The sequence below is a fragment of the Pseudoalteromonas sp. APC 3495 genome, assembly GCF_030407645.1.
Classification (GTDB): Bacteria; Pseudomonadota; Gammaproteobacteria; order Enterobacterales; family Alteromonadaceae; genus Pseudoalteromonas; species Pseudoalteromonas tetraodonis.
The window spans coordinates 13,909-32,232 of the sequence record NZ_JASDDA010000044.1; the positions used below are offsets into that span (position 1 = coordinate 13,909).

Genomic DNA, 18,324 nt, shown 5'->3' on the forward strand with positions numbered 1-18,324 from the left:
TTAACTAAAAGAGGCTTTTAATAACCTCGCATTAAGTGCTAGCCATGCCTGTTTTTGTGTTTCCCAGGCGGCCTCAAGCTCGTGATATTGTGCCATTAATGCCGACTTTTCACACTGCTTTGCCATATTATTTTTTTTAGCTTCCAACACTTGTTTTTGTAATGAGCAATAATTTTGCAGTTTTTTAAGCAACAAATCGTACTCTTGTTGTAATAATGTAAGCTTATCTTGCGCTAAAGGCAATTTTGCGAGGCGACCTTGTGTTTTGCTCATCAAGGTTTCTGCTTTAGCTTTTTCTATGCGCTCAACCGGTGTGCGCTTTAATTTACTCGCTAAACCAAGTGCAGCTAACGAGCGGATCATCCATTTAGTTGGGTCGTAATGAAACCACTTAATGCCGTTGCGGTAATCGCTAGCAAAAATATGATGAAAGTTATGATAACCCTCGCCATAAGTAAATAAGGCTAAAAAGCCGTTATCGCGTGCGGTATTTTTTTCTGTGTAAGGGCGAGAACCCCAAATGTGCGCAACAGAGTTAATAAAAAAGGTAAAATGCTGGCTCAGTACTAAACGAAGTAGTCCCGTTAGTAATAACATGCCCCACACATCACCTAACATTAAACCTAATACCAGTGGTAAACCAACATTCATGGCAACTACCAGCTTTAAGTAATGTTTATGTTGCCACATCACTATTTTATTGCGTTGTAGGTCGCGGCAATTGCTGTAATCACCGTAGCTATCGCCTTGGTAGTCGCGCAGCATCCAGCCTATGTGACTATACCAAAAGCCGTTGGTAGCGGCATAAGGGTCTTTTACAGGGTCATCAACTTGACCGTGGTGAATACGATGATCGCTGCTCCAATGCAGCGCACTGTTTTGCAAAGCAAACGCGCCGCCTAAGGCAAAAATAAATTCAACGACCGGGTGTGCGTTGTAGGTTTTGTGCGCCCATAAACGATGGTAACCCGCAGTGATCGATAATCCCGCGAAAAACATGCAAGCTACAAAAGCAGCCCATTGTGTGCCTGTAAAGCCATAGTTAAACCCATACCAAGGTACAAGTGTAACAGCAGCCAAAAACGTCAGGCTAAAGAAAAGGACGTTGGTCCATATAAGTGGTGGTTTTTTCATCTTTCTCATTTCTCAGCGTACAACTGTACGCTAAAATAATATTTCAATCTGCTGCCGTCAAGTATTAGACTGTACTATTAGCTATTTTTTTAATTAAAAATTTATTACAAATTCATTCAGGGAGCTGTTGATGTCGGGCGTTAGAGCACAACAGAAACAAAAAACACGACAAGCATTAATTGAAGCTGCTTTTAATCAGCTTAGTGCTGATCATAGCTTTTCAAATTTGAGCTTGCGTGAAGTAGCGCGCGAAGCCGGTATTGCGCCCACCTCTTTTTATCGTCACTTTAAAGATATGAACGAGCTAGGTTTAACCATGGTTGATGAAGCGGGTTTAACGCTGCGTCAGCTGATGCGTCAAGCTCGTAGGCGAATAGCCAGTGGCGGCAGTGTCATCAACACCTCTGTGGTTACTTTTATGGAGTTTATTGATAACTCTAGTAATCAATTTAGATTATTGCTGCGTGAGCGCTCGGGTACCTCAAAAGCATTTAGAGCGGCAGTAGCACGTGAAGTGAAACACTTTATTTTAGAGCTTGCTCATTATTTAGAAAGCGAAACGCCCTGTGATGCGATTCATGCGTATATTCAGGCAGAGGCTATGGTTACGTTGGTATTTAATGCTGGCGCCGAAGCGCTAGATATTGAAGGTCAGCAACGCGATGAGCTAATTGAGCGAGTTATTTGGCAGTTACGCTATATTACTCGTGGTGCGTCAAATTACGTACGCGCAGAAAAGAAAGAGTAAATATTAAAAAAAGTTAAAATAAGCACTGTACTTTACGGTGCTTGTTAATTTAAACGCCACGTCCTCTGGAGTTGAATTTTTTATCTCTTTTTTATCTATTTGTTGAATTTAAAATCCCTTAAAAGTCTTGTGTAATTATTTTTATGGCATTTTTATGCTTGCACCTACTGCGCTGCAATGATAAAAATAAGCCTCATTGGACACACACACAAGAAAACAAATGCAAACTAATCGTTTAATTACACTAAAACTAAACCTCTTACTGCTGTGGCAAGTGAGCGGGGATTAGTGTGTTTGCATTGAGCTAAACAACAAAACCCCGCAATTGCGGGGTTTTTTTTATCTCGCTGCAGGGATAAATCGAAATTTGGGTAACACAGGAATGAGGGGCAGTTATGCAAGAGCAAGATAAAGTATGGATTTTTGATACCACCTTACGTGATGGCGAACAGGCACTTAAAGCAAGCTTGACTGAAGATGATAAAATTCAACTAGCGCATACCATTAGCCGCTTAAATGTGGATGTCATGGAAGTGGGCTTTCCGGTTTCGAGCCCCGCTGACTTTCGCTCAGTGCAGCGAATTGCCACTGAAGTAAAAGGCCCTATTATTTGTGGCTTAGCACGCTCGGTTGCCAAAGATATTGAAGCCTGTGGTGAGGCGCTTCGCAGTGCACAGCAAAGCCGTATTCATACTTTTATTGCAACCAGCCCGCTTCATCTTGAACACAAGTTGCGAATGAGCCTTGATGATGCCACTGCAATGGCTGTTAAATCTATTAAATTAGCGCGTAACTATACCGATGATGTTGAGTTTTCGTGTGAAGACGCGGGGCGTACACCGCATTGGGATTTATGCAAAATTGTTGAGCAAGCAATTAACGCCGGCGCTTCAACCATTAATTTGCCAGATACAGTCGGTTTTGTAACCCCAGATGAATACGCAGCAATGATCCGTCATTTAATGAATAACGTGCCAAATATAGATAAAGCGCGTTTAAGTGTACATTGCCATAACGACTTAGGCTTAGCTGTTGCTAACTCGGTTGCTGCAGTGCAAGCCGGTGCACGCCAAATCGAATGCACCATTAATGGTATAGGGGAGCGTGCGGGGAACTGTTCACTTGAAGAGGTGGCAATGATCATGAAAATGCGCAAAGACCACTTAAACGTATATACCGACATAAAAAGCGAAGAAATTTATCGCGCTTCTCGCCAGGTAGCCAAAATTTGTAATATGCCGGTACAGCCAAATAAAGCGATTGTTGGCGAAAATGCCTTTGCTCACAGCTCAGGTATTCATCAAGACGGTGTATTAAAAGCGCAAAACACTTATGAAATTATGTCACCAGAAAGTGTTGGCGTACCAAGTAATCAATTAAATATGACCTCACGTTCAGGCCGTCATGTTATAGAACACCGCTTAGAAGAATTAGGCTATCAAAAATCAGATTACGACATGGATAGCTTATACCAAAGTTTCGTTGCGCTGGCTGACCAAAAAGGCACAGTATACGACTACGACCTAGAGGCCATGATTTACTTTAATCAAATTAACGACAAAGACGAAAAGTACCAGTTAGAGTTTGTTAACTCTGCGTCTAATTCACAATCGGTGGCCAGCTCAACCATAGGCTTGCTGATTGATGGCGAAGCAAAACAAGAAGCCGCAACAGGTAATGGTCCAGTTGAAGCTTCGTTTGCTGCTATTGAGCGCTTAACAGGTATGAGTGTTGAAATGATTGAATACAATTTAGAGGCCACCGGCAAAGGCGCCAGCTCATTAGGGCAAGTGAATATTATTGCTAAATATGATGGTCGTCCCTATCACGGTGCTGGTATTGCGGCCGATGTGGTCGAAGCCTCAGTACGGGCTATGGTTCGGGTTTATAACTTAATTTATCGAGCACAAAAAGTGTCTGATTTAAAACAACAAAGGAAAGCAGGATGAGTAAAACACATTACAGCGTTGCCGTATTAGCAGGCGACGGTATTGGCCCAGAAGTTATGGCAGCTGCAGAGCAAGTACTTGACGCAGTCAGTGATAAATTTGGTTTTACTCTGAACCGTGAGCACCACGCGATTGGCGGCGCAGCCATTGATGAATTTGGCAAAGCACTTCCTGATACCACTTTAAAAGCCTGTGTAAACGCCGATGCTATTTTATTTGGCTCCGTGGGTGGCCCTAAGTGGGAGCATTTACCACCAAATGATCAACCAGAGCGCGCGTCATTGTTACCACTACGAAAGCACTTTGGTTTGTTTTGTAACTTACGCCCAGCTCAATTGTTACCCGCATTAAGCGCTGCATCACCACTTCGTGCTGATATTAGCGAAAAAGGCTTTGATATTTTGTGTGTGCGTGAGCTAACTGGCGGTATTTATTTTGGTGAAAAAGGTCGCAGTGGCGAAGGTGCTGAAGAAGCGGCATTTGACACCCAAACATACTCGCGTAAAGAAATTGAGCGTATTGCACGTTTTGCTTTTGAGGCCGCTAAATTGCGCAGCAATCATGTAACCTCGGTTGATAAAGCCAATGTTTTAGCATCAAGCGTACTGTGGCGCGAAGTGGTAACCGAAGTCAGTAAAGACTTTCCTGAAGTGAGCTTAGATTACATTTATGTAGATAACGCAGCGATGCAGCTAGTTAAACAGCCTAGCCAGTTTGATGTATTACTGTGCGATAACTTATTTGGCGACATTCTATCGGACGAATGCGCGATGATCACCGGCTCTATGGGGCTATTACCTTCGGCTAGCTTAAATCAATCAGGCTTTGGCTTGTATGAACCCGCGGGTGGCTCAGCGCCCGATATCGCCGGAAAAGGGATCGCTAACCCTATTGCACAAATTTTAAGTGCCGCATTAATGTTACGTTATTCATTAGGACAAGATGAAGCGGCTCGCACCATTGAAAAAGCAGTTGCAGAGGCGGTTGAAGCGGGTGTGGGGACGCCTGATATTTATCCGCAGGGCGGCTATACCACCACCGATGTTGCAGCGGCTATCGTTTCACGCATTTAATTATTAAAGCCACAGCACCGTTAGGCTGTGGCTCAATCAGATCAGGGAGTTAGCAAGTGGCCCAAACCTTATACAATAAAATTTGGCAAGCACATACCGTTGCCAGCATTAATGAGCAAACCGATTTACTTTATATTGACCGTCATTTAGTACACGAAGTGACGTCACCACAAGCATTTGCAGGCTTACGTGAAAAAAATCGTAAAGTGCGTTGTCCAGAAAAAACCATTGCCACCATGGATCATAATGTTTCAACTAAAAGTCGTTCACTGGATGCAGCCAGCGAAGTCTCTAAAAATCAATTAATGGCACTGGATGCAAACTGTAAAGAATTTGGCATTTTGCTGTACGACTTAAATTCAGTAAACCAAGGCATAGTACATGTTATTGGCCCTGAGCAGGGGATTACTTTACCAGGTACCACTATAGTCTGCGGCGATAGTCATACTTCAACGCATGGTGCGTTTGGTGCCTTGGCACATGGTATTGGTACCTCAGAGGTTGAGCATGTATTAGCTACGCAAACACTACAGCAAAAAAAGGCGAAGTCGTTAAAAATTCAAATTAACGGTGTATTACGCCCTACAGTAACAGCTAAAGATTTAATTATGGCGGTTATTGGTAAGCTAGGCACTGCTGGAGGCACTGGCTATGTGGCTGAATTTTGTGGTGAAGGCATAGAAGCTCTATCAATGGAAGCCCGTATGACATTGTGTAACATGAGCATTGAAATGGGTGCCAAGGCAGGTTTAATTGCCCCAGATAAAATCACTTACGAGTACTTAAAAGGCCGCCCGTTTGCACCCAAAGGTGCTGATTTTGATGCCGCTGTTGCCTACTGGGAAACTTTAAAAACGGATGATGGTGCTCATTTTGATTTAGAAGTAGAGTTAGATGCAGGCAGTATTCAACCGCAAGTTACTTGGGGGACTAATCCAGAGCAAGTGATTGGCGTTGATGAATGTATTCCAGATCCAGATAAAGAAACCGATTTAATTAAAGCCGATGCAATTCGCAGTGCGCTTAAATACATGGGCTTAAAAGCGGGCGATAAACTATCAAGCGCCAAAGTAGACACGGTATTTATTGGCTCATGCACCAACAGCCGCATTGAAGATTTACGCGCTGCAGCAAAAATTGTTGAAGGTAAACAGGTTTTAGCTGGTATTGAAGCGCTGATTGTTCCAGGCTCAGGCTTAGTTAAGCAGCAAGCTGAAGATGAAGGCTTAGCCGATATTTTTAAAGCTGCAGGGTTTGAGTGGCGCGAGCCGGGTTGTTCGATGTGTTTAGCTATGAACGATGACCGTTTAGGAGCTGGTAAACGCTGTGCTTCCACCTCGAATCGTAATTTTGAAGGTCGCCAAGGGCGCGGCGGGCGTACACACTTAGTGAGCCCTGCAATGGCGGCAGCAGCTGCAATACATGGTCACTTTGTTGATATTAGAGGAGAAGCTTAATGAGCATCTATTTTAGCGGCTTAATGGCCCCACTTGATAAAAACAACGTCGATACCGACCAAATTATTCCTAAGCAGTTTTTAACTTCAACCAGCCGTGATGGTTTTGATGCAGCACTGTTTTACGATTGGCGTTATTTAGATAATGGCGAGCCAAACCCTGAATTTATTTTAAATCGTCCTTGTTACCAAGGTGCGCAAATATTATTAACCCGCGATAATTTTGGCTGTGGCTCATCACGCGAGCACGCACCATGGGCATTAAAGCAATATGGGTTTGAAGTGATTTTAGCTGAAAGCTTTGCTGATATTTTCTTTAATAACTGTGGTAACAATCAAATGCTTGCTATTACATTGCCAGCGCAAACGCTGGAAGAGTTATTTGTGTTAAGTGAGCAGCACGACGATATTCACATTGATGTGGATCTTGAAAACCAGTTACTTACCAGCAATAAGTTTGCGCCAATTCGCTTTGATATTCGCAAAGACGTGAAAGAGCGTTTATTAAGTGGCTTAGACTTTATTGGTGTAACCGAAACCCTCAATCCGCAAATTGATGCGTTTGAAAAGCAGTTAGCCGCAGAGAGACCGTGGCAGTAACCTTTTACATATGAAACTGGAGCGCAACTTAGGTTGCGCTTTTTTAATCGCTTATATTAAAAAACCACGCAATAAGCTTGCTAATGTAATCATTGCCATTAGTAATAAATTGAGAGTTTTAAATTTCTGGTAGCGGACTACCTTTGGGTCGTTGATAGTCGAAAAAAAACCATCTTTAAATGACTCAGCAAGATTGGCATAGGGTGTCCCATCTAATGAATTTTGTGATAATTTTTTCCATTGTTCTGGGTGCTGCTCAGCAAGGTGTTGATATATGTGCAGAGTGTAGCGATTTTGAATAATTAATAGTAATACGATGATTATTAAGCCGATATATTTTTCCATTTAAATATGTGCTCCGCGCTAAAACTGGCTTTACGTTTATACCAATCCGCAATAATACTCAATCATTTTGCGGGGCTAAACGTGTCGCTATCTGTGTTAAAAAATTCTAATTTCGAACAACTAAATAGCGAATTTTTTGCCTAGCTATCACCCCGTTTTTCCTGCCTCAAAATAGACCGCTTAATTAAGCGAATTGGTATTAGTTATTTCCCCTTTATCAAACAACAATATTTAATTTCTTATCTTCTTTCAAGCGATATTTTTTTACTAATTAATTAAAGTAAAACCCTATTGTTCTGTTAATTTTTATTGCTGTTCATCGTGATTATTTTCTTTGTGTTTGCTTAAACGCTAAGCTGATTTTTTACATGTTTAGGGACACATTATGAAATTATTAACAGCTGCAGCGTTTATGCTGGCATCCACTGCTGCATTAGCACGTCCAGCGCCTTTGGTATCAATTCCAAGTCATGATAGCTTTTTCAATAGTATTGCTGCTCACTGCGGTAAAGCTTTCGAGGGTAAAGTAACGGTTGATAATGCAACAGGGCCGAGTTCATTTGCCGATAAAAAGTTAATTATGCATGTGCGTAAGTGTAATGACCGTGAGTTACAGGTGCCGTTTCATGTCGGTGATGATGCTTCACGTACGTGGATCATTACTAAAACAGGTAGTGGTTTGAGCCTAAAGCACGATCATCGCCATAAAGATGGCAGCGATGATGTGTCTACTATGTATGGCGGTCATACTGTGGATGCGGGTTTTGCTAATATGCAGTCATTCCCTGCAGATCAGTATTCAAAAGAGTTATTTGTTAGCCAAGGCATACCGCAATCGGTAGGCAATACATGGCAAATGTATATTTACCCTGAACAGTTCACTTATCGACTTATTCGCCAAGGTCGCGAATTCCGTGTTGATTTTGATTTAACTAAACCTATCACACCACCGGCTGCGCCGTGGGGATATGGCGTTAACTAACTTAGTTCAGGTTAACTGCAGTAAAACCACAGGCTATTTTAATACTCAGTGGTTTTACTGAAAATAACGAGGTGTTATTTTTTTGAGGTTTTTTCTGCAGGCATTTCACACTGCACAAATACACTGAGCGGTGGCTGATAAGCACGCGGTTTAGTTGGAAAGCGTTGGTACTCCTGCACGCCCTCAGTCACTTTTAACATAAAAGGATTATCGTGACATAAACGATTTGCGTGGCGCAACAAAAACACACTTTGGTTTCTAAAATGTGGGTAGTCGTCAGACTGTATTTCTAGGTGGTAATTGTTAGTGTCTATTTGAGTTTGCTTATAATGCACCTTTTCATCAAAATCATAAAGTCGCTGCATTTCACTTTGCTCTGCCGACACACTCAAACACCCCGTTAATAAACACCAGCTAATAATTCCATGTATGTAATGATTGGCTTTTATACTCATAAACCTTTAACTCCATCTTGATTTTGGGTAGTGTGATCAGCATATCTATTAAACCCGTTATGATATAAGTCTAACACCCAAAAAGGGGAAATGTGATGTTCAAGCAAATTAAACAGCTTTTTTCGAGTATTGATCAGCAAGATTATGATATTGAACAACATGATTTAAAAACAGCGGTTGCCGCATTATTAATTGAGGTAATGCGAGCGGATAACGATTTACAGGCTGATGAGCAACATACGCTAAGTCTAACATTAAAAAAATATTTTGATTTAACGGATGAAGCAGTAGATGAGTTAACCGAGCAAGCAAGTGCAAGCTTAGATGACGCCATTGATTATTTTCAATTTTCTAAGCAAATTAACAATCAATGTAGTGCACAGCAACGCATTGATATAGTTGAATTACTTTGGCGTTTAGCGTACTCCGATGGAGAACTTGATCCACAAGAAGAATACGTTATTCGTCGTGTTGCTAATTTATTGTATGTTACCCATGAAGACTTTATTGCTGCAAAGCTTGCAGCAACAAAGTTATAGTGGCTGCTTATTTAAGCTTACTTGCTACGCTAACTAACTGCTGTGCAAGACCAGCCACTTTTTCAGCGGTAGCGGGGTCGCTAATTCGACCGTTGTCATCTAATAAAGTATGAATAGCCGGTACTGCCAGTTGGTTCGCTAATACTAAGCTGCCAATGCCTGATAATATATCACGCACATGATTTAAGCCCCGTAAACCGCCCAACCCACCTGGTGAGGCTGCATATAACGCGGTTACTTTATTTGCAAATGCAGGCTCTGCGCCTTGTTCGGTGCGCGATGCCCAATCAATAGCATTTTTTAACACGGCGGTAATAGAGCCATTATATTCTGGGCTGGCCAGCAAAATGCCATCGGCTGCGCGAAGTTTGTCTTTAAGTTGTTGTACACCGGCTGGTGTGCCTTGTGCCTCGAGATCTTCATCAAACATAGGAATGGCTAAGTCTGCGAGTTTAATCACTTCTACTTCAGCGCCACTTTCTAAAGCAAAGCGTGCCGCTTCGTTAATGAGTTTTTGATGAAAGCTATCTTTACGTAAGCTACCTGCTAGGGCAATAATTTTTGGTGTTGTCATGAGCTGCTCCTGATAATGAGTTTGTATAATGTGACTTTAACAAATAATCACTTGCAGAAAAGCCAAATAAACGCAACACTTATGTGCGTATATGCACTTAAGTTTAAGGTGGCACAGTATGGCGGTTAAGTTTGAAGATTGGCAAGATGTTAAAGTGGCTTTTGAGGTTGCACGTTTAGGTACCTTAACTGCGGCGGCAGAGGCGCTTAATGTGCACCATAGTACAGTGCTTAGGCGAATTAATAATCTTGAAAAAAACTTAAACACACGTTTGTTTCATCGCCATGCTCGTGGCTATAAAGCAACAGAAACAGGCGCTAAGCTGTTTAGTACCGCACAAGTGATCGACAGCTCTCTTGAGCAGTTACATAATGATATTGCTGCGGCTGATAGCACACTGCGCGGCAGTTTACTGTTAACCACGGTTAGTGGCTTTATGGATGTGCTTGGCGATGTGTGCGAGCAATTTCAGGCGCTACATCCACAAGTGCAGCTTGAGATGATTTTAGAGCAAAAGCGTTTACGGCTCGAACACGGTCAGGCGCACATTGCCGTACGGGCAGGGCCAAGGCCCGATGAAGGCGACTATATTGCACAGCATTTGGCTCAGCTTAACTCGGGTTTATATGCTAATCAGCGATATATTAATAAATATGGTATGCCTAAATCGCTGAGTGATTTACAGCAACATAACTTTATTTCTGGCGTGGCGGGCTTTAATGCGCGGGTGCCGTATTTTGAATGGGTAGATCAGCATATTGCAGCGCCGCAAATAAAACTGCGTGTGTCAGAAACCTCAGAAGCTACGCGTGCTGTAATTAAAGGCTTAGGAATTGGTGGGTTACAGCACAATGTTGCGGCTCAATACGCTAATTTAGTACCCATTTTATCTAATGAATTAATCTGGTGTACTGATATATGGCTAGTAACGCATCATTTGGTGCATCGTACCGCAAAGGTACAGGCGTTTAGCCAATTGTTAAAAACCTATTTTCAAACCAATAAAGCAAGCTAATGTGGCATTATAAAAACTTAGGTGATGCTATGTTTGCAGATGCAGAGCTGGCTAAAATAAAACAGCTAGCAATGGCTACCAACGCACCACTTTACGTTAAATATTACGCAAAAAGTGGACTGCATTGTGAAGTGTTGCTGTATTTTTCGCCGCACTATCAATCGCTTGCTGCTCTGCTGGGGGCTACTTGCTGTAAAGCCCCTAACTTAGATGAACTGACGGTTTTATAGCTATTTTATAGCGACTTTTTGACTGAAATACCTAAGCGTTTAGCCAAGCGAACTAAGTTTGCACGGTCTACTTTTAAGGTGCGTGCTGCACTTGCCCAGTTATAATTATGTTGCTCAAGCTGCTGACTAATTAAATGATGGGTAAAGGTATCGGTTGCTTGCTTAAGTGATAAATTTTGCTCTGCTATGTTAGTGCTACTGCCAGTGGTGGTGTTTGTGGTACTAGCAGGTAATGATAACTGTGTTGTATTACTCGCACTAAGGTTTAGCTCACAGTGCTCGGGCTTTATGGTAATAATGGCTTGTTGCCATTGGCTTTGTTTGGCCTTTAGTGCTGCGCGGCTAATTACATGCTCTAGCTCCCGTACGTTACCCGGCCACTGATATTGGGTTAACAATAATTGTGCATCGACACTTAACTTAAGTTGTTTTATTGCTAATTTTCGTGCGGTTTGCTCAACAAAAAAACCAGCTAATAAAACCACATCGTTTTCACGCTGGCGTAACGGCGCTACCGTTAGCGGGTAGACACTTAATCTATGGTATAAATCGGCTCTAAAGCGTCCTTCGGCTACTTCTTTTTTTAAATTACGATTAGTAGCAGCAATAACCCGCACATCAACATATTTCACTTCGTCTTCGCCTACTGTTTGTATTTCGCCACTTTGTAATACCCGTAGCAATTTACTTTGTAGTACCAGTGGTAGCTCGCCTATTTCGTCTAAAAATAAAGTACCACCGTGCGCTAGCTGAAATTTACCTTGGCGGGCATTTTGGGCGCCGGTAAAAGCGCCTTTTGCATGGCCAAAAAATTCACTTTCGGCGAGATTTTCAGCAAGCGAAGCACAGTTTAAATGAATAAGTGGCTGCTCACTGCGTTTCGAGTGTAAATGAATATTACGTGCAACCAGCTCTTTGCCTACGCCGGTTTCGCCTAAAATTAACACACTAAAATTAGAGGCGGCGACAAGTTTTATATCATTTTTAAGTGCTTGTATTGCTGAGCTTTGACCAATAATTTCGCCGCCATCACGGGTGAGTGCTTCGCGGTTAAGCTCTTGCACTAAGGCGCTAGAATGCTGTGCATGTAATTTGTAATGAGCCAGCTGTAATGCCGTTTTAAAATGTGCGCTGCATAGCGTTTGTAAGGTGCTAAGCGTTTGCGCACTAATAGCGTTAAAGGCATTGGCATTTAGGCTGTCAAACGTAATCACACCTAATAACTGTTGTTGATAAAATAGGGGTAAACCTAAGCAAGCATGTACCGGAATGTCGCCAGTTTTTGCTAGTAGTAAGCCGTCGTACGGATCGGGCAATGGACAGTCATGGGCAAATTGCAGTGGTTGCTGAGTATTACAAATAGCTTCTAAGCGCGGATGCTCACTAAGCTTAAAACGCCGCCCCAGGCTATCTGGCATTAAGCCTTTAATTGCAAGTGGCTTGAGCTGCTCACCTTGTAGCTCAAGCAGTGCGCTGGCATCACTGGCAATCACTGTTTCAAGGACAGTAAGTAATTGCTCAAAACAGTTTTTATCTAATGTGCTTTGAGCCAGCTTTACCGCTACGGCAGTGAAGTTAATTGCGCTGCTCATGTCAAAATGACTCTTATGTGTTTTTTGGTTTGATTTATGGTAGGTCATAAAGACATTAAAAGCAAAGGTGGATAAGTTAGTTCATTGAAATATATATGTTTATTTTATTGGCACGATAAGTGTAATAGGTAGTTAAGTGCATTAGTTGTTGAGGCCGTTATGAACACCTTGGTTATACATAATCCAAGCTACAAAATTGAGACAGCTTGTTTACTGAAAAAACTACTGCTAGTGGCAAACTCATTATTAGCAGGTAGTTGTGCATTACTAATAACCAGTATTTTAATTAGCTACCCTTTTGCCGATTACTTTTCTATACCGGTGCAAATTTCGGCACATATTAGCACTATTGTTATTGCTGCTATTTTAAAAATTAGCTATGTGCTGCGTTGTATCGCACTGCATGGCATGGGGAAGGAAGTTCGTTAATGCGACCTATTAATTTATCTCAGCCGGTACCGGCTAATATTCGCTTTTACCAAATAACGCAGTGGCCAGTATGGATGCTGCCATTTAGACCCTATTTTTTAGCCGCAGGCTTGTTGGCTTTTAGTTCAATAGGCTACTGGTTATTAATTTTAACGGGTAGTGCAACTTGGCAGTTAACAATCCCCGCTACATTATGGCATGCCCACGAAATGTTATTTGGTTTTGCAGGTGTTGTTGCAGTGGGTTTTTTACTTACCGCCGCGCAAACTTGGACTGGAGTACCTAGCATTAGTGGCAAAAAGTTAATGCTATTAACGCTGTTATGGCTTGGGGCGCGAGGCGCATTTTTTGTGTCTTTGCCTGCTTTTGCACAATTTAATTTATATGCGGTGTTAGTGTTACAGCTTGCATGGTGGCTAGGTGTTATTGCAGCATTAGCTAATATGTTATTAACCGCTAAAAGCAAAAATAACTATCAATTTTTAGTGCTATTAGCGGCGCTGTGTACGTTAAATATTGTTTACTTGGCCCTGCTGATTGAACAAAACATGCAGTTTGCGCTCGCCATTGTTGATACAGCAGTATTACTGATGACCTTATTAATTGGCATAGTAGCAGGGCGTGTATTGCCATTTTTTACCAGTAAAGGCCTTGGTTTAACAGCACAGGTACGTACAGCTAACGTTGACTCAGTATTACTGTATATGAGCGTTTTTAGTATTGCGGTGTTTTTTCTTAGTCAGTTATTTTTTAATCAGCTAAACCCAGGCTGGGCACTTGCTGTTGTTGCTGTGCTGCATTTAATTCGTAGTTTTTATTGGTGGGATAAAAACGTACTTAAAGTTCCTTTGTTATGGTCTTTGCATTTTTCGTACTTGGCACTAGGTGTAGGTTTAATGCTGGTAGCCGTGAGTTTTTACAGCAGTGTTATTTTATTTAAAGATGCACTACACCTCATTACCATAAGTACCATAGGGATGATGATTTTAGCCATGATGACACGCGTATCTCATGGGCATACCGGGCGCTCTTTGACTATTCCACATTATATGGCGGTTGCTTTTGCTTTAGTGTTAGTGGCTGGGATTACTCGTTCTTTACTGCCTTTTGTTATTGGGCCACACCTAGCTTGGCAGCTAAGTGCTGGGCTGTGGCTAATTGCCTTTTTATTATTTTTAATTCACTGCACACCTATTTTAACACAGCGTCGTGTTGATGGGCGTCGTGGTTAACCTATACCTATTTTATTAATTGGGTATTATTCACACGTAGGAAAACCTAGATGTTATCTGATAAAACTATTGAAATTGTTAAAAGTACTGTTCCTTTATTAGCAGAGGCAGGTACGGTTGTTACTGATCATTTTTACAAGCGTTTATTTAGTCATAATCCTGAGCTTAAAAATATTTTTAATATGAGCAACCAAGATACCGGCCGTCAACAATTTGCATTATTTAATGCATTGGCTGCGTACGCGCAAAATATTGATAATTTAGCTGTGTTAAAAGAGGCGCTAGCGCGAATTAATCATAAGCATACCAGCTTAAATATTTTACCCGAGCATTATCCTATTGTGGGCGCACATTTAATCGGTACGTTAAAAGAGCTTATTCCTGAGCTGTTTACTGCCGATGTTGAATATGCGTGGCGCGAAGCCTACGGTGTACTTGCTGATATTTGTATTACCGAAGAAGCGGCATTGTATGCGCACAGTAAAAACAACCATGGTGGCTGGGCAGGCACGCGCCAGTTTGAAATTACTGATAAACATATTGAATCTGAATTCGTAACTAGTTTTACGCTGACACCTGTGGATGGTAAAGCAGTTATTACCTACAAGCCAGGACAGTACATTGGCATTAAAGTTAAGCCTGAGGGCGCAGAATATGAAGAGATCCGCCAGTATTCTATTTCGCAAAAGAGCAATGCTAAAAACTATCGTATTAGCGTTAAAAAAGAGTGCCAACCAAAGCCTGGCGTGGTGTCTAATTATTTACACTCACTAGAGCAAGGCGCACGAGTAGAGTTATACCCGCCAGCGGGAGATTTTATTTTAAAAAATGAGGCAACTCCAGTGGTACTTATTTCAGCAGGTGTTGGCCAAACCCCGATGATGGCAATGCTGCAAACGCTACTTAGTGGTGATAAAAATCAAGCGATTAGTTATTTGCACGCGTGTGAAAACAGCCGCGAATTTTCATTTAAAGGGTATTTAGCGCAGCAAACGGCAATGCATCCACAGCTAAAAACATTTACTTGGTTTAATCAAGGTGGCGAGGAGTGTGATTTCACTGGGCTAATGGATTTATCGGTGCTTGAGGCATCATTACCTATTAGCGAAGGGGCATTTTATTTGTGTGGACCAGCATCATTTATGGCTTACGTAAAAGGCCAGCTACTTGATTTAGGTGTGCAAAGCTCAAACATTCACTACGAAATATTTGGACCACACCAAGCGTTATAGGTTAATTAAAAGCGTGTGTTACACGCTTTTAATTTAAACTTACAGCTTTTTACTATTTGTGTTAGCAGCATAAGCTTGTTGTTGCCAAGCATTAAATAGCTTTTGTTGTTTAGCTGAAATTTTTAAACCATACGTTTTTTGCATGTAAGCGTACGCATCGGCAATGCGTTTACGTGCATGAACAGGCGGTTCAACAACACGTTGTTTAAAATTAACTTTAACCTCACAGCGACCATATTGCGTCGCGTTTTGGGCTAACATGCCAAAGCGGTAGTTTGAGCGATCGGCGTTAATTTCACCAATTGCAGGGGCTAAATTGTTTATATCGGCTTCCATCAAGCGAAACTTAGCGCTAACTTTGCGGCAGTTTTTACGCCCACCATCTTGCCAACATTGTAACTGGTGACCAAATTCCCATGCAGGGACAATATGTTCCCATTCAATTCGCAGGGCACGTTGATTTACTTTGCCTGAGCGGGTTAGTGTGTTGCGAGGCACGTAGCCACAATGGGTAGGGTCGGGTACCAACTTTTTGCCTTGTTTTTTTATATCGCAACCACAATAAATACTTTTAGCGTTTTCGGGAAGGGTATTAATTAAGTGCTTTTTGGCACTCGAAAACCGCGTAAATTGTTCGCCCATTGCTGAAAAACAAGCACAGCAAGCCAACAAAGCTAAAATAAACCGAATCATATCCATCACATACGTGAACTACAGGAGCGGCTAGTTTAAGGCCTAGAATAAAAAAGTAAACTGCCGCCGGCATGCTTTAATTTTAATTTGCGTATTTTGTGTAGGGCGTTTTTTAGGAGTAAATAGTGGGCAATATTCAGAGGCTAACGCTAAAAACGCGTTAATGCAGTGATTCCTGCGTTGTTGATTTGGTATAACGGTAAAACTGCGTTAAAGTTTGCAATGAGATTAATAGAGGGTAAAAACGAGATAATGTCGGAAATTCAATTTTTAAATGTAGATCTAGAGCTTGAGTCAAAGCAAGATATTAGCGTATTAGTTGCTGATTTAAAAAAGGTCGCAACTATTTTACATTATGATAAAGACGAATACCGTCAACTTGCTCGCATTGAGGTTGCAGGTGAAATAACCACGCCAGATAAAGCGATTAATCACTTGTGTGAGTTAATCGAGTCGTGTTCACGCAATGCATTAAAGCAATGGTTGAGTTGTTCACGCAGAACTTTCGATATTGGGTTTGAGTCTGGCACTTCGCCAAAATGCTTTAACCAAGCCTTACATGCAGATACCTTGTTACGTATATCTGCAATTGGTGCAGGCGTAGAAATTACTATTTACCCTTTCGAAAAGTAATTTAATTTCAACCTTGGTTAATTGACTTACTAGCCTTTTCGCTCTACTACGGCTGCGGTCATACGTGATACGCAGCAAAGCTCATTGCGGCTATTGGTTATTTTAATATCCCAAACCGAGCTGCGCTTGCCGATATGATAAGCTCTCGCTGTGGCCGTTAATGTGCCATTGCGTGATGCCTTTAAATGACTTGCACTGATCTCTTGGCCAACACAATAAAACCGATTGAAATCAACCACAAAGTTAGCGGCATAACTTGCTACTGTTTCAGCAAGCACCACATTTGCACCACCATGAACGATACCCATAGGGTTATGATGCTCTGGAATTGCCGGCATAGTTGCCACTAAGTAGTCATCACCAATTTCACTGATTTCTATTCCCATGGTTTTCATGAGTGTCCCTTGGCCTGTAATACCTTGATCTAATTGCTTACAAAACTCTAATGTAATCGGTTGATGCCAAATACTCATGCTAGCTCCTTGGATAAGTAATTGAGAATTAAAATTTATTAATATGATAATGCGTTGCTAATAATTACATTTATCACCCTGCTTTTAAAGTAGGTTATTGTTTGATGATAACGGCATATAAGGCATTAATTTATATTTGCGATTTTTAAATAACTGTATATACTCACAGTTAATTGTACTGTATGGAAAACCAGTTGTATGCGACCATTAACGAAACGCCAAGCGCAAATACTCGAACTCATTAAAGTGTTTATTAAAGACACTGGTATGCCTCCTACACGTGCCGAAATTGCACAAACACTGGGTTTTAAAAGTGCGAATGCTGCAGAAGAACACTTAAAAGCACTGGCCAAAAAAGGTGTGATTAAAATGAAGCCAGGCGCGAGTCGGGGCATTCAGCTTGTTGAAGAAGAGGAGCCAGAGCAGTTAGGCTTACCTTTAATTGGCAGGGTGGCTGCCGGTGAGCCTATATTGGCGCAACAGCATGTAGAAAGCCACTGTAAAATTGACCCTTTAATGTTTAAACCTGCGGCCGATTTTTTATTGCGTGTTAACGGTATGAGTATGAAAGACATTGGTATTATGGATGGTGATTTACTTGCTGTGCATAAAACCCAAGTTGCCGAAAATGGACAAGTTATTGTTGCCCGTGTTGACGACGATGTAACCGTGAAGCGTTTAGAAAAAGCGGGCAGAAAAGTACTCTTACATGCTGAAAATGATGAGTTTTCAGCTATTGAGGTCGATTTAGAAAATGAGTCGTTCAATATTGAAGGCTTAGCGGTAGGTGTTATTCGTAACGCTGACTGGATGTAGTATTAAAGCATAATTTAGCGCTTAATAGTGATTAGGCGCTGGGTTTGTTAGCAGCACAATGTCTAACTTATCAAATGTATGACTATATGTTGTCAAGTGCTTCTCCTATCATAAATAAAATCAC

General features: G+C 41.6%; 21 protein-coding genes. 14 read left to right on the top strand and 7 right to left on the bottom strand.

What is annotated here, in order from left to right; translation table 11 throughout:
• Complete coding sequence (locus QL984_RS15095) at positions 1 to 1,134, bottom strand: fatty acid desaturase (protein WP_013466160.1); 1,134 nt, start codon at positions 1,132 to 1,134, stop codon at positions 1 to 3.
• Between the two features lie 130 nt (positions 1,135 to 1,264).
• Here QL984_RS15095 and fabR point away from each other — a divergent pair, with 130 nt between their 5' ends.
• The 5 genes from fabR (at position 1,265) to leuD (ending at position 6,960) form a co-directional block, all read left to right on the top strand.
• Positions 1,265 to 1,882, top strand: a complete 618-nt coding sequence (fabR, locus tag QL984_RS15100; RefSeq protein ID WP_013466159.1) for an HTH-type transcriptional repressor FabR — start codon at positions 1,265 to 1,267, stop codon at positions 1,880 to 1,882.
• Positions 1,883 to 2,277: 395 nt separating this feature from the next.
• Positions 2,278 to 3,831 (top strand): 2-isopropylmalate synthase, encoded by a 1,554-nt coding sequence (gene leuA / locus QL984_RS15105; RefSeq protein WP_138764177.1) that lies wholly within the window; start codon positions 2,278 to 2,280, stop codon positions 3,829 to 3,831.
• On the top strand, positions 3,828 to 4,904 hold the full coding sequence (gene leuB, locus QL984_RS15110; protein ID WP_138764176.1) for a 3-isopropylmalate dehydrogenase: 1,077 nt from the start codon (positions 3,828 to 3,830) through the stop codon (positions 4,902 to 4,904). Before leuA ends, leuB begins: the two co-directional genes overlap by 4 nt.
• A gap of 56 nt (positions 4,905 to 4,960) precedes the next feature.
• Positions 4,961 to 6,361 (top strand): 3-isopropylmalate dehydratase large subunit, encoded by a 1,401-nt coding sequence (gene leuC, locus QL984_RS15115; RefSeq protein ID WP_008465616.1) that lies wholly within the window; start codon positions 4,961 to 4,963, stop codon positions 6,359 to 6,361.
• Positions 6,361 to 6,960 carry a 3-isopropylmalate dehydratase small subunit gene (leuD, locus tag QL984_RS15120; RefSeq protein ID WP_028834822.1) on the top strand — a complete coding sequence of 200 codons (600 nt, stop codon included), beginning with the start codon at positions 6,361 to 6,363 and terminating at the stop codon, positions 6,958 to 6,960. Before leuC ends, leuD begins: the two co-directional genes overlap by 1 nt.
• Before the next feature lie 51 nt (positions 6,961 to 7,011).
• On the opposite strand, the gene QL984_RS15125 is transcribed toward leuD, so the two are convergent.
• A complete protein-coding gene (locus QL984_RS15125; protein WP_013466154.1) occupies positions 7,012 to 7,305 on the bottom strand; it encodes a hypothetical protein in 294 nt (97 codons plus the stop codon).
• A 385-nt stretch (positions 7,306 to 7,690) separates the two neighbouring features.
• Here QL984_RS15125 and QL984_RS15130 point away from each other — a divergent pair, with 385 nt between their 5' ends.
• A complete protein-coding gene (locus QL984_RS15130; protein ID WP_028834823.1) occupies positions 7,691 to 8,287 on the top strand; it encodes a hypothetical protein in 597 nt (198 codons plus the stop codon).
• 74 nt (positions 8,288 to 8,361) lie between these two features.
• Here the strand turns inward: QL984_RS15130 and QL984_RS15135 are convergent, their stop codons facing one another.
• Positions 8,362 to 8,742, bottom strand: a complete 381-nt coding sequence (locus QL984_RS15135; RefSeq protein ID WP_013466152.1) for a hypothetical protein — start codon at positions 8,740 to 8,742, stop codon at positions 8,362 to 8,364.
• A gap of 95 nt (positions 8,743 to 8,837) precedes the next feature.
• Between QL984_RS15135 and QL984_RS15140 the strand changes: the two genes are divergently transcribed.
• Positions 8,838 to 9,281 (top strand): TerB family tellurite resistance protein, encoded by a 444-nt coding sequence (locus QL984_RS15140; protein WP_013466151.1) that lies wholly within the window; start codon positions 8,838 to 8,840, stop codon positions 9,279 to 9,281.
• Positions 9,282 to 9,288: 7 nt separating this feature from the next.
• On the opposite strand, the gene QL984_RS15145 is transcribed toward QL984_RS15140, so the two are convergent.
• Positions 9,289 to 9,855 carry an NAD(P)H-dependent oxidoreductase gene (locus QL984_RS15145; protein ID WP_013466150.1) on the bottom strand — a complete coding sequence of 189 codons (567 nt, stop codon included), beginning with the start codon at positions 9,853 to 9,855 and terminating at the stop codon, positions 9,289 to 9,291.
• A 118-nt stretch (positions 9,856 to 9,973) separates the two neighbouring features.
• On the opposite strand from QL984_RS15145, the gene QL984_RS15150 reads away from it, so the two are divergent.
• Positions 9,974 to 10,870, top strand: coding sequence for a LysR family transcriptional regulator (locus tag QL984_RS15150; RefSeq protein WP_076922630.1), 897 nt, complete (start codon positions 9,974 to 9,976; stop codon positions 10,868 to 10,870).
• Positions 10,870 to 11,100 carry a hypothetical protein gene (locus QL984_RS15155; RefSeq protein ID WP_076922631.1) on the top strand — a complete coding sequence of 77 codons (231 nt, stop codon included), beginning with the start codon at positions 10,870 to 10,872 and terminating at the stop codon, positions 11,098 to 11,100. Before QL984_RS15150 ends, QL984_RS15155 begins: the two co-directional genes overlap by 1 nt.
• Before the next feature lie 5 nt (positions 11,101 to 11,105).
• Here QL984_RS15155 and norR read toward each other — a convergent pair whose 3' ends face one another.
• Entirely contained in the window at positions 11,106 to 12,692 is a 1,587-nt protein-coding gene (norR, locus tag QL984_RS15160) for a nitric oxide reductase transcriptional regulator NorR (RefSeq protein ID WP_138764175.1), read from the bottom strand.
• 159 nt (positions 12,693 to 12,851) lie between these two features.
• Here norR and QL984_RS15165 point away from each other — a divergent pair, with 159 nt between their 5' ends.
• Genes QL984_RS15165 through hmpA form a run of 3 tightly spaced genes read left to right on the top strand, consistent with a single transcriptional unit; the run spans position 12,852 to position 15,585 of the window.
• Positions 12,852 to 13,121 carry a hypothetical protein gene (locus QL984_RS15165; protein ID WP_076922633.1) on the top strand — a complete coding sequence of 90 codons (270 nt, stop codon included), beginning with the start codon at positions 12,852 to 12,854 and terminating at the stop codon, positions 13,119 to 13,121.
• A complete protein-coding gene (locus QL984_RS15170; protein ID WP_086997149.1) occupies positions 13,121 to 14,353 on the top strand; it encodes an NnrS family protein in 1,233 nt (410 codons plus the stop codon). Before QL984_RS15165 ends, QL984_RS15170 begins: the two co-directional genes overlap by 1 nt.
• Positions 14,354 to 14,403: 50 nt before the next feature.
• A complete protein-coding gene (gene hmpA, locus QL984_RS15175) occupies positions 14,404 to 15,585 on the top strand; it encodes an NO-inducible flavohemoprotein (RefSeq protein ID WP_138764174.1) in 1,182 nt (393 codons plus the stop codon).
• A gap of 39 nt (positions 15,586 to 15,624) precedes the next feature.
• Here the strand turns inward: hmpA and QL984_RS15180 are convergent, their stop codons facing one another.
• Complete coding sequence (locus tag QL984_RS15180) at positions 15,625 to 16,278, bottom strand: endonuclease (RefSeq protein WP_028834827.1); 654 nt, start codon at positions 16,276 to 16,278, stop codon at positions 15,625 to 15,627.
• A 252-nt stretch (positions 16,279 to 16,530) separates the two neighbouring features.
• Here QL984_RS15180 and QL984_RS15185 point away from each other — a divergent pair, with 252 nt between their 5' ends.
• Positions 16,531 to 16,911, top strand: a complete 381-nt coding sequence (locus tag QL984_RS15185; RefSeq protein ID WP_013466145.1) for a hypothetical protein — start codon at positions 16,531 to 16,533, stop codon at positions 16,909 to 16,911.
• A 29-nt stretch (positions 16,912 to 16,940) separates the two neighbouring features.
• Here the strand turns inward: QL984_RS15185 and QL984_RS15190 are convergent, their stop codons facing one another.
• The gene (locus QL984_RS15190) at positions 16,941 to 17,384 is read right to left on the bottom strand and encodes a PaaI family thioesterase (protein ID WP_013466144.1); all 444 of its coding nucleotides are present in this window, start codon (positions 17,382 to 17,384) and stop codon (positions 16,941 to 16,943) included.
• Between the two features lie 198 nt (positions 17,385 to 17,582).
• Here QL984_RS15190 and lexA point away from each other — a divergent pair, with 198 nt between their 5' ends.
• Positions 17,583 to 18,200 carry a transcriptional repressor LexA gene (lexA, locus tag QL984_RS15195; RefSeq protein ID WP_008114166.1) on the top strand — a complete coding sequence of 206 codons (618 nt, stop codon included), beginning with the start codon at positions 17,583 to 17,585 and terminating at the stop codon, positions 18,198 to 18,200.
• The last annotated feature ends 124 nt before the right edge of the window (positions 18,201 to 18,324 follow it).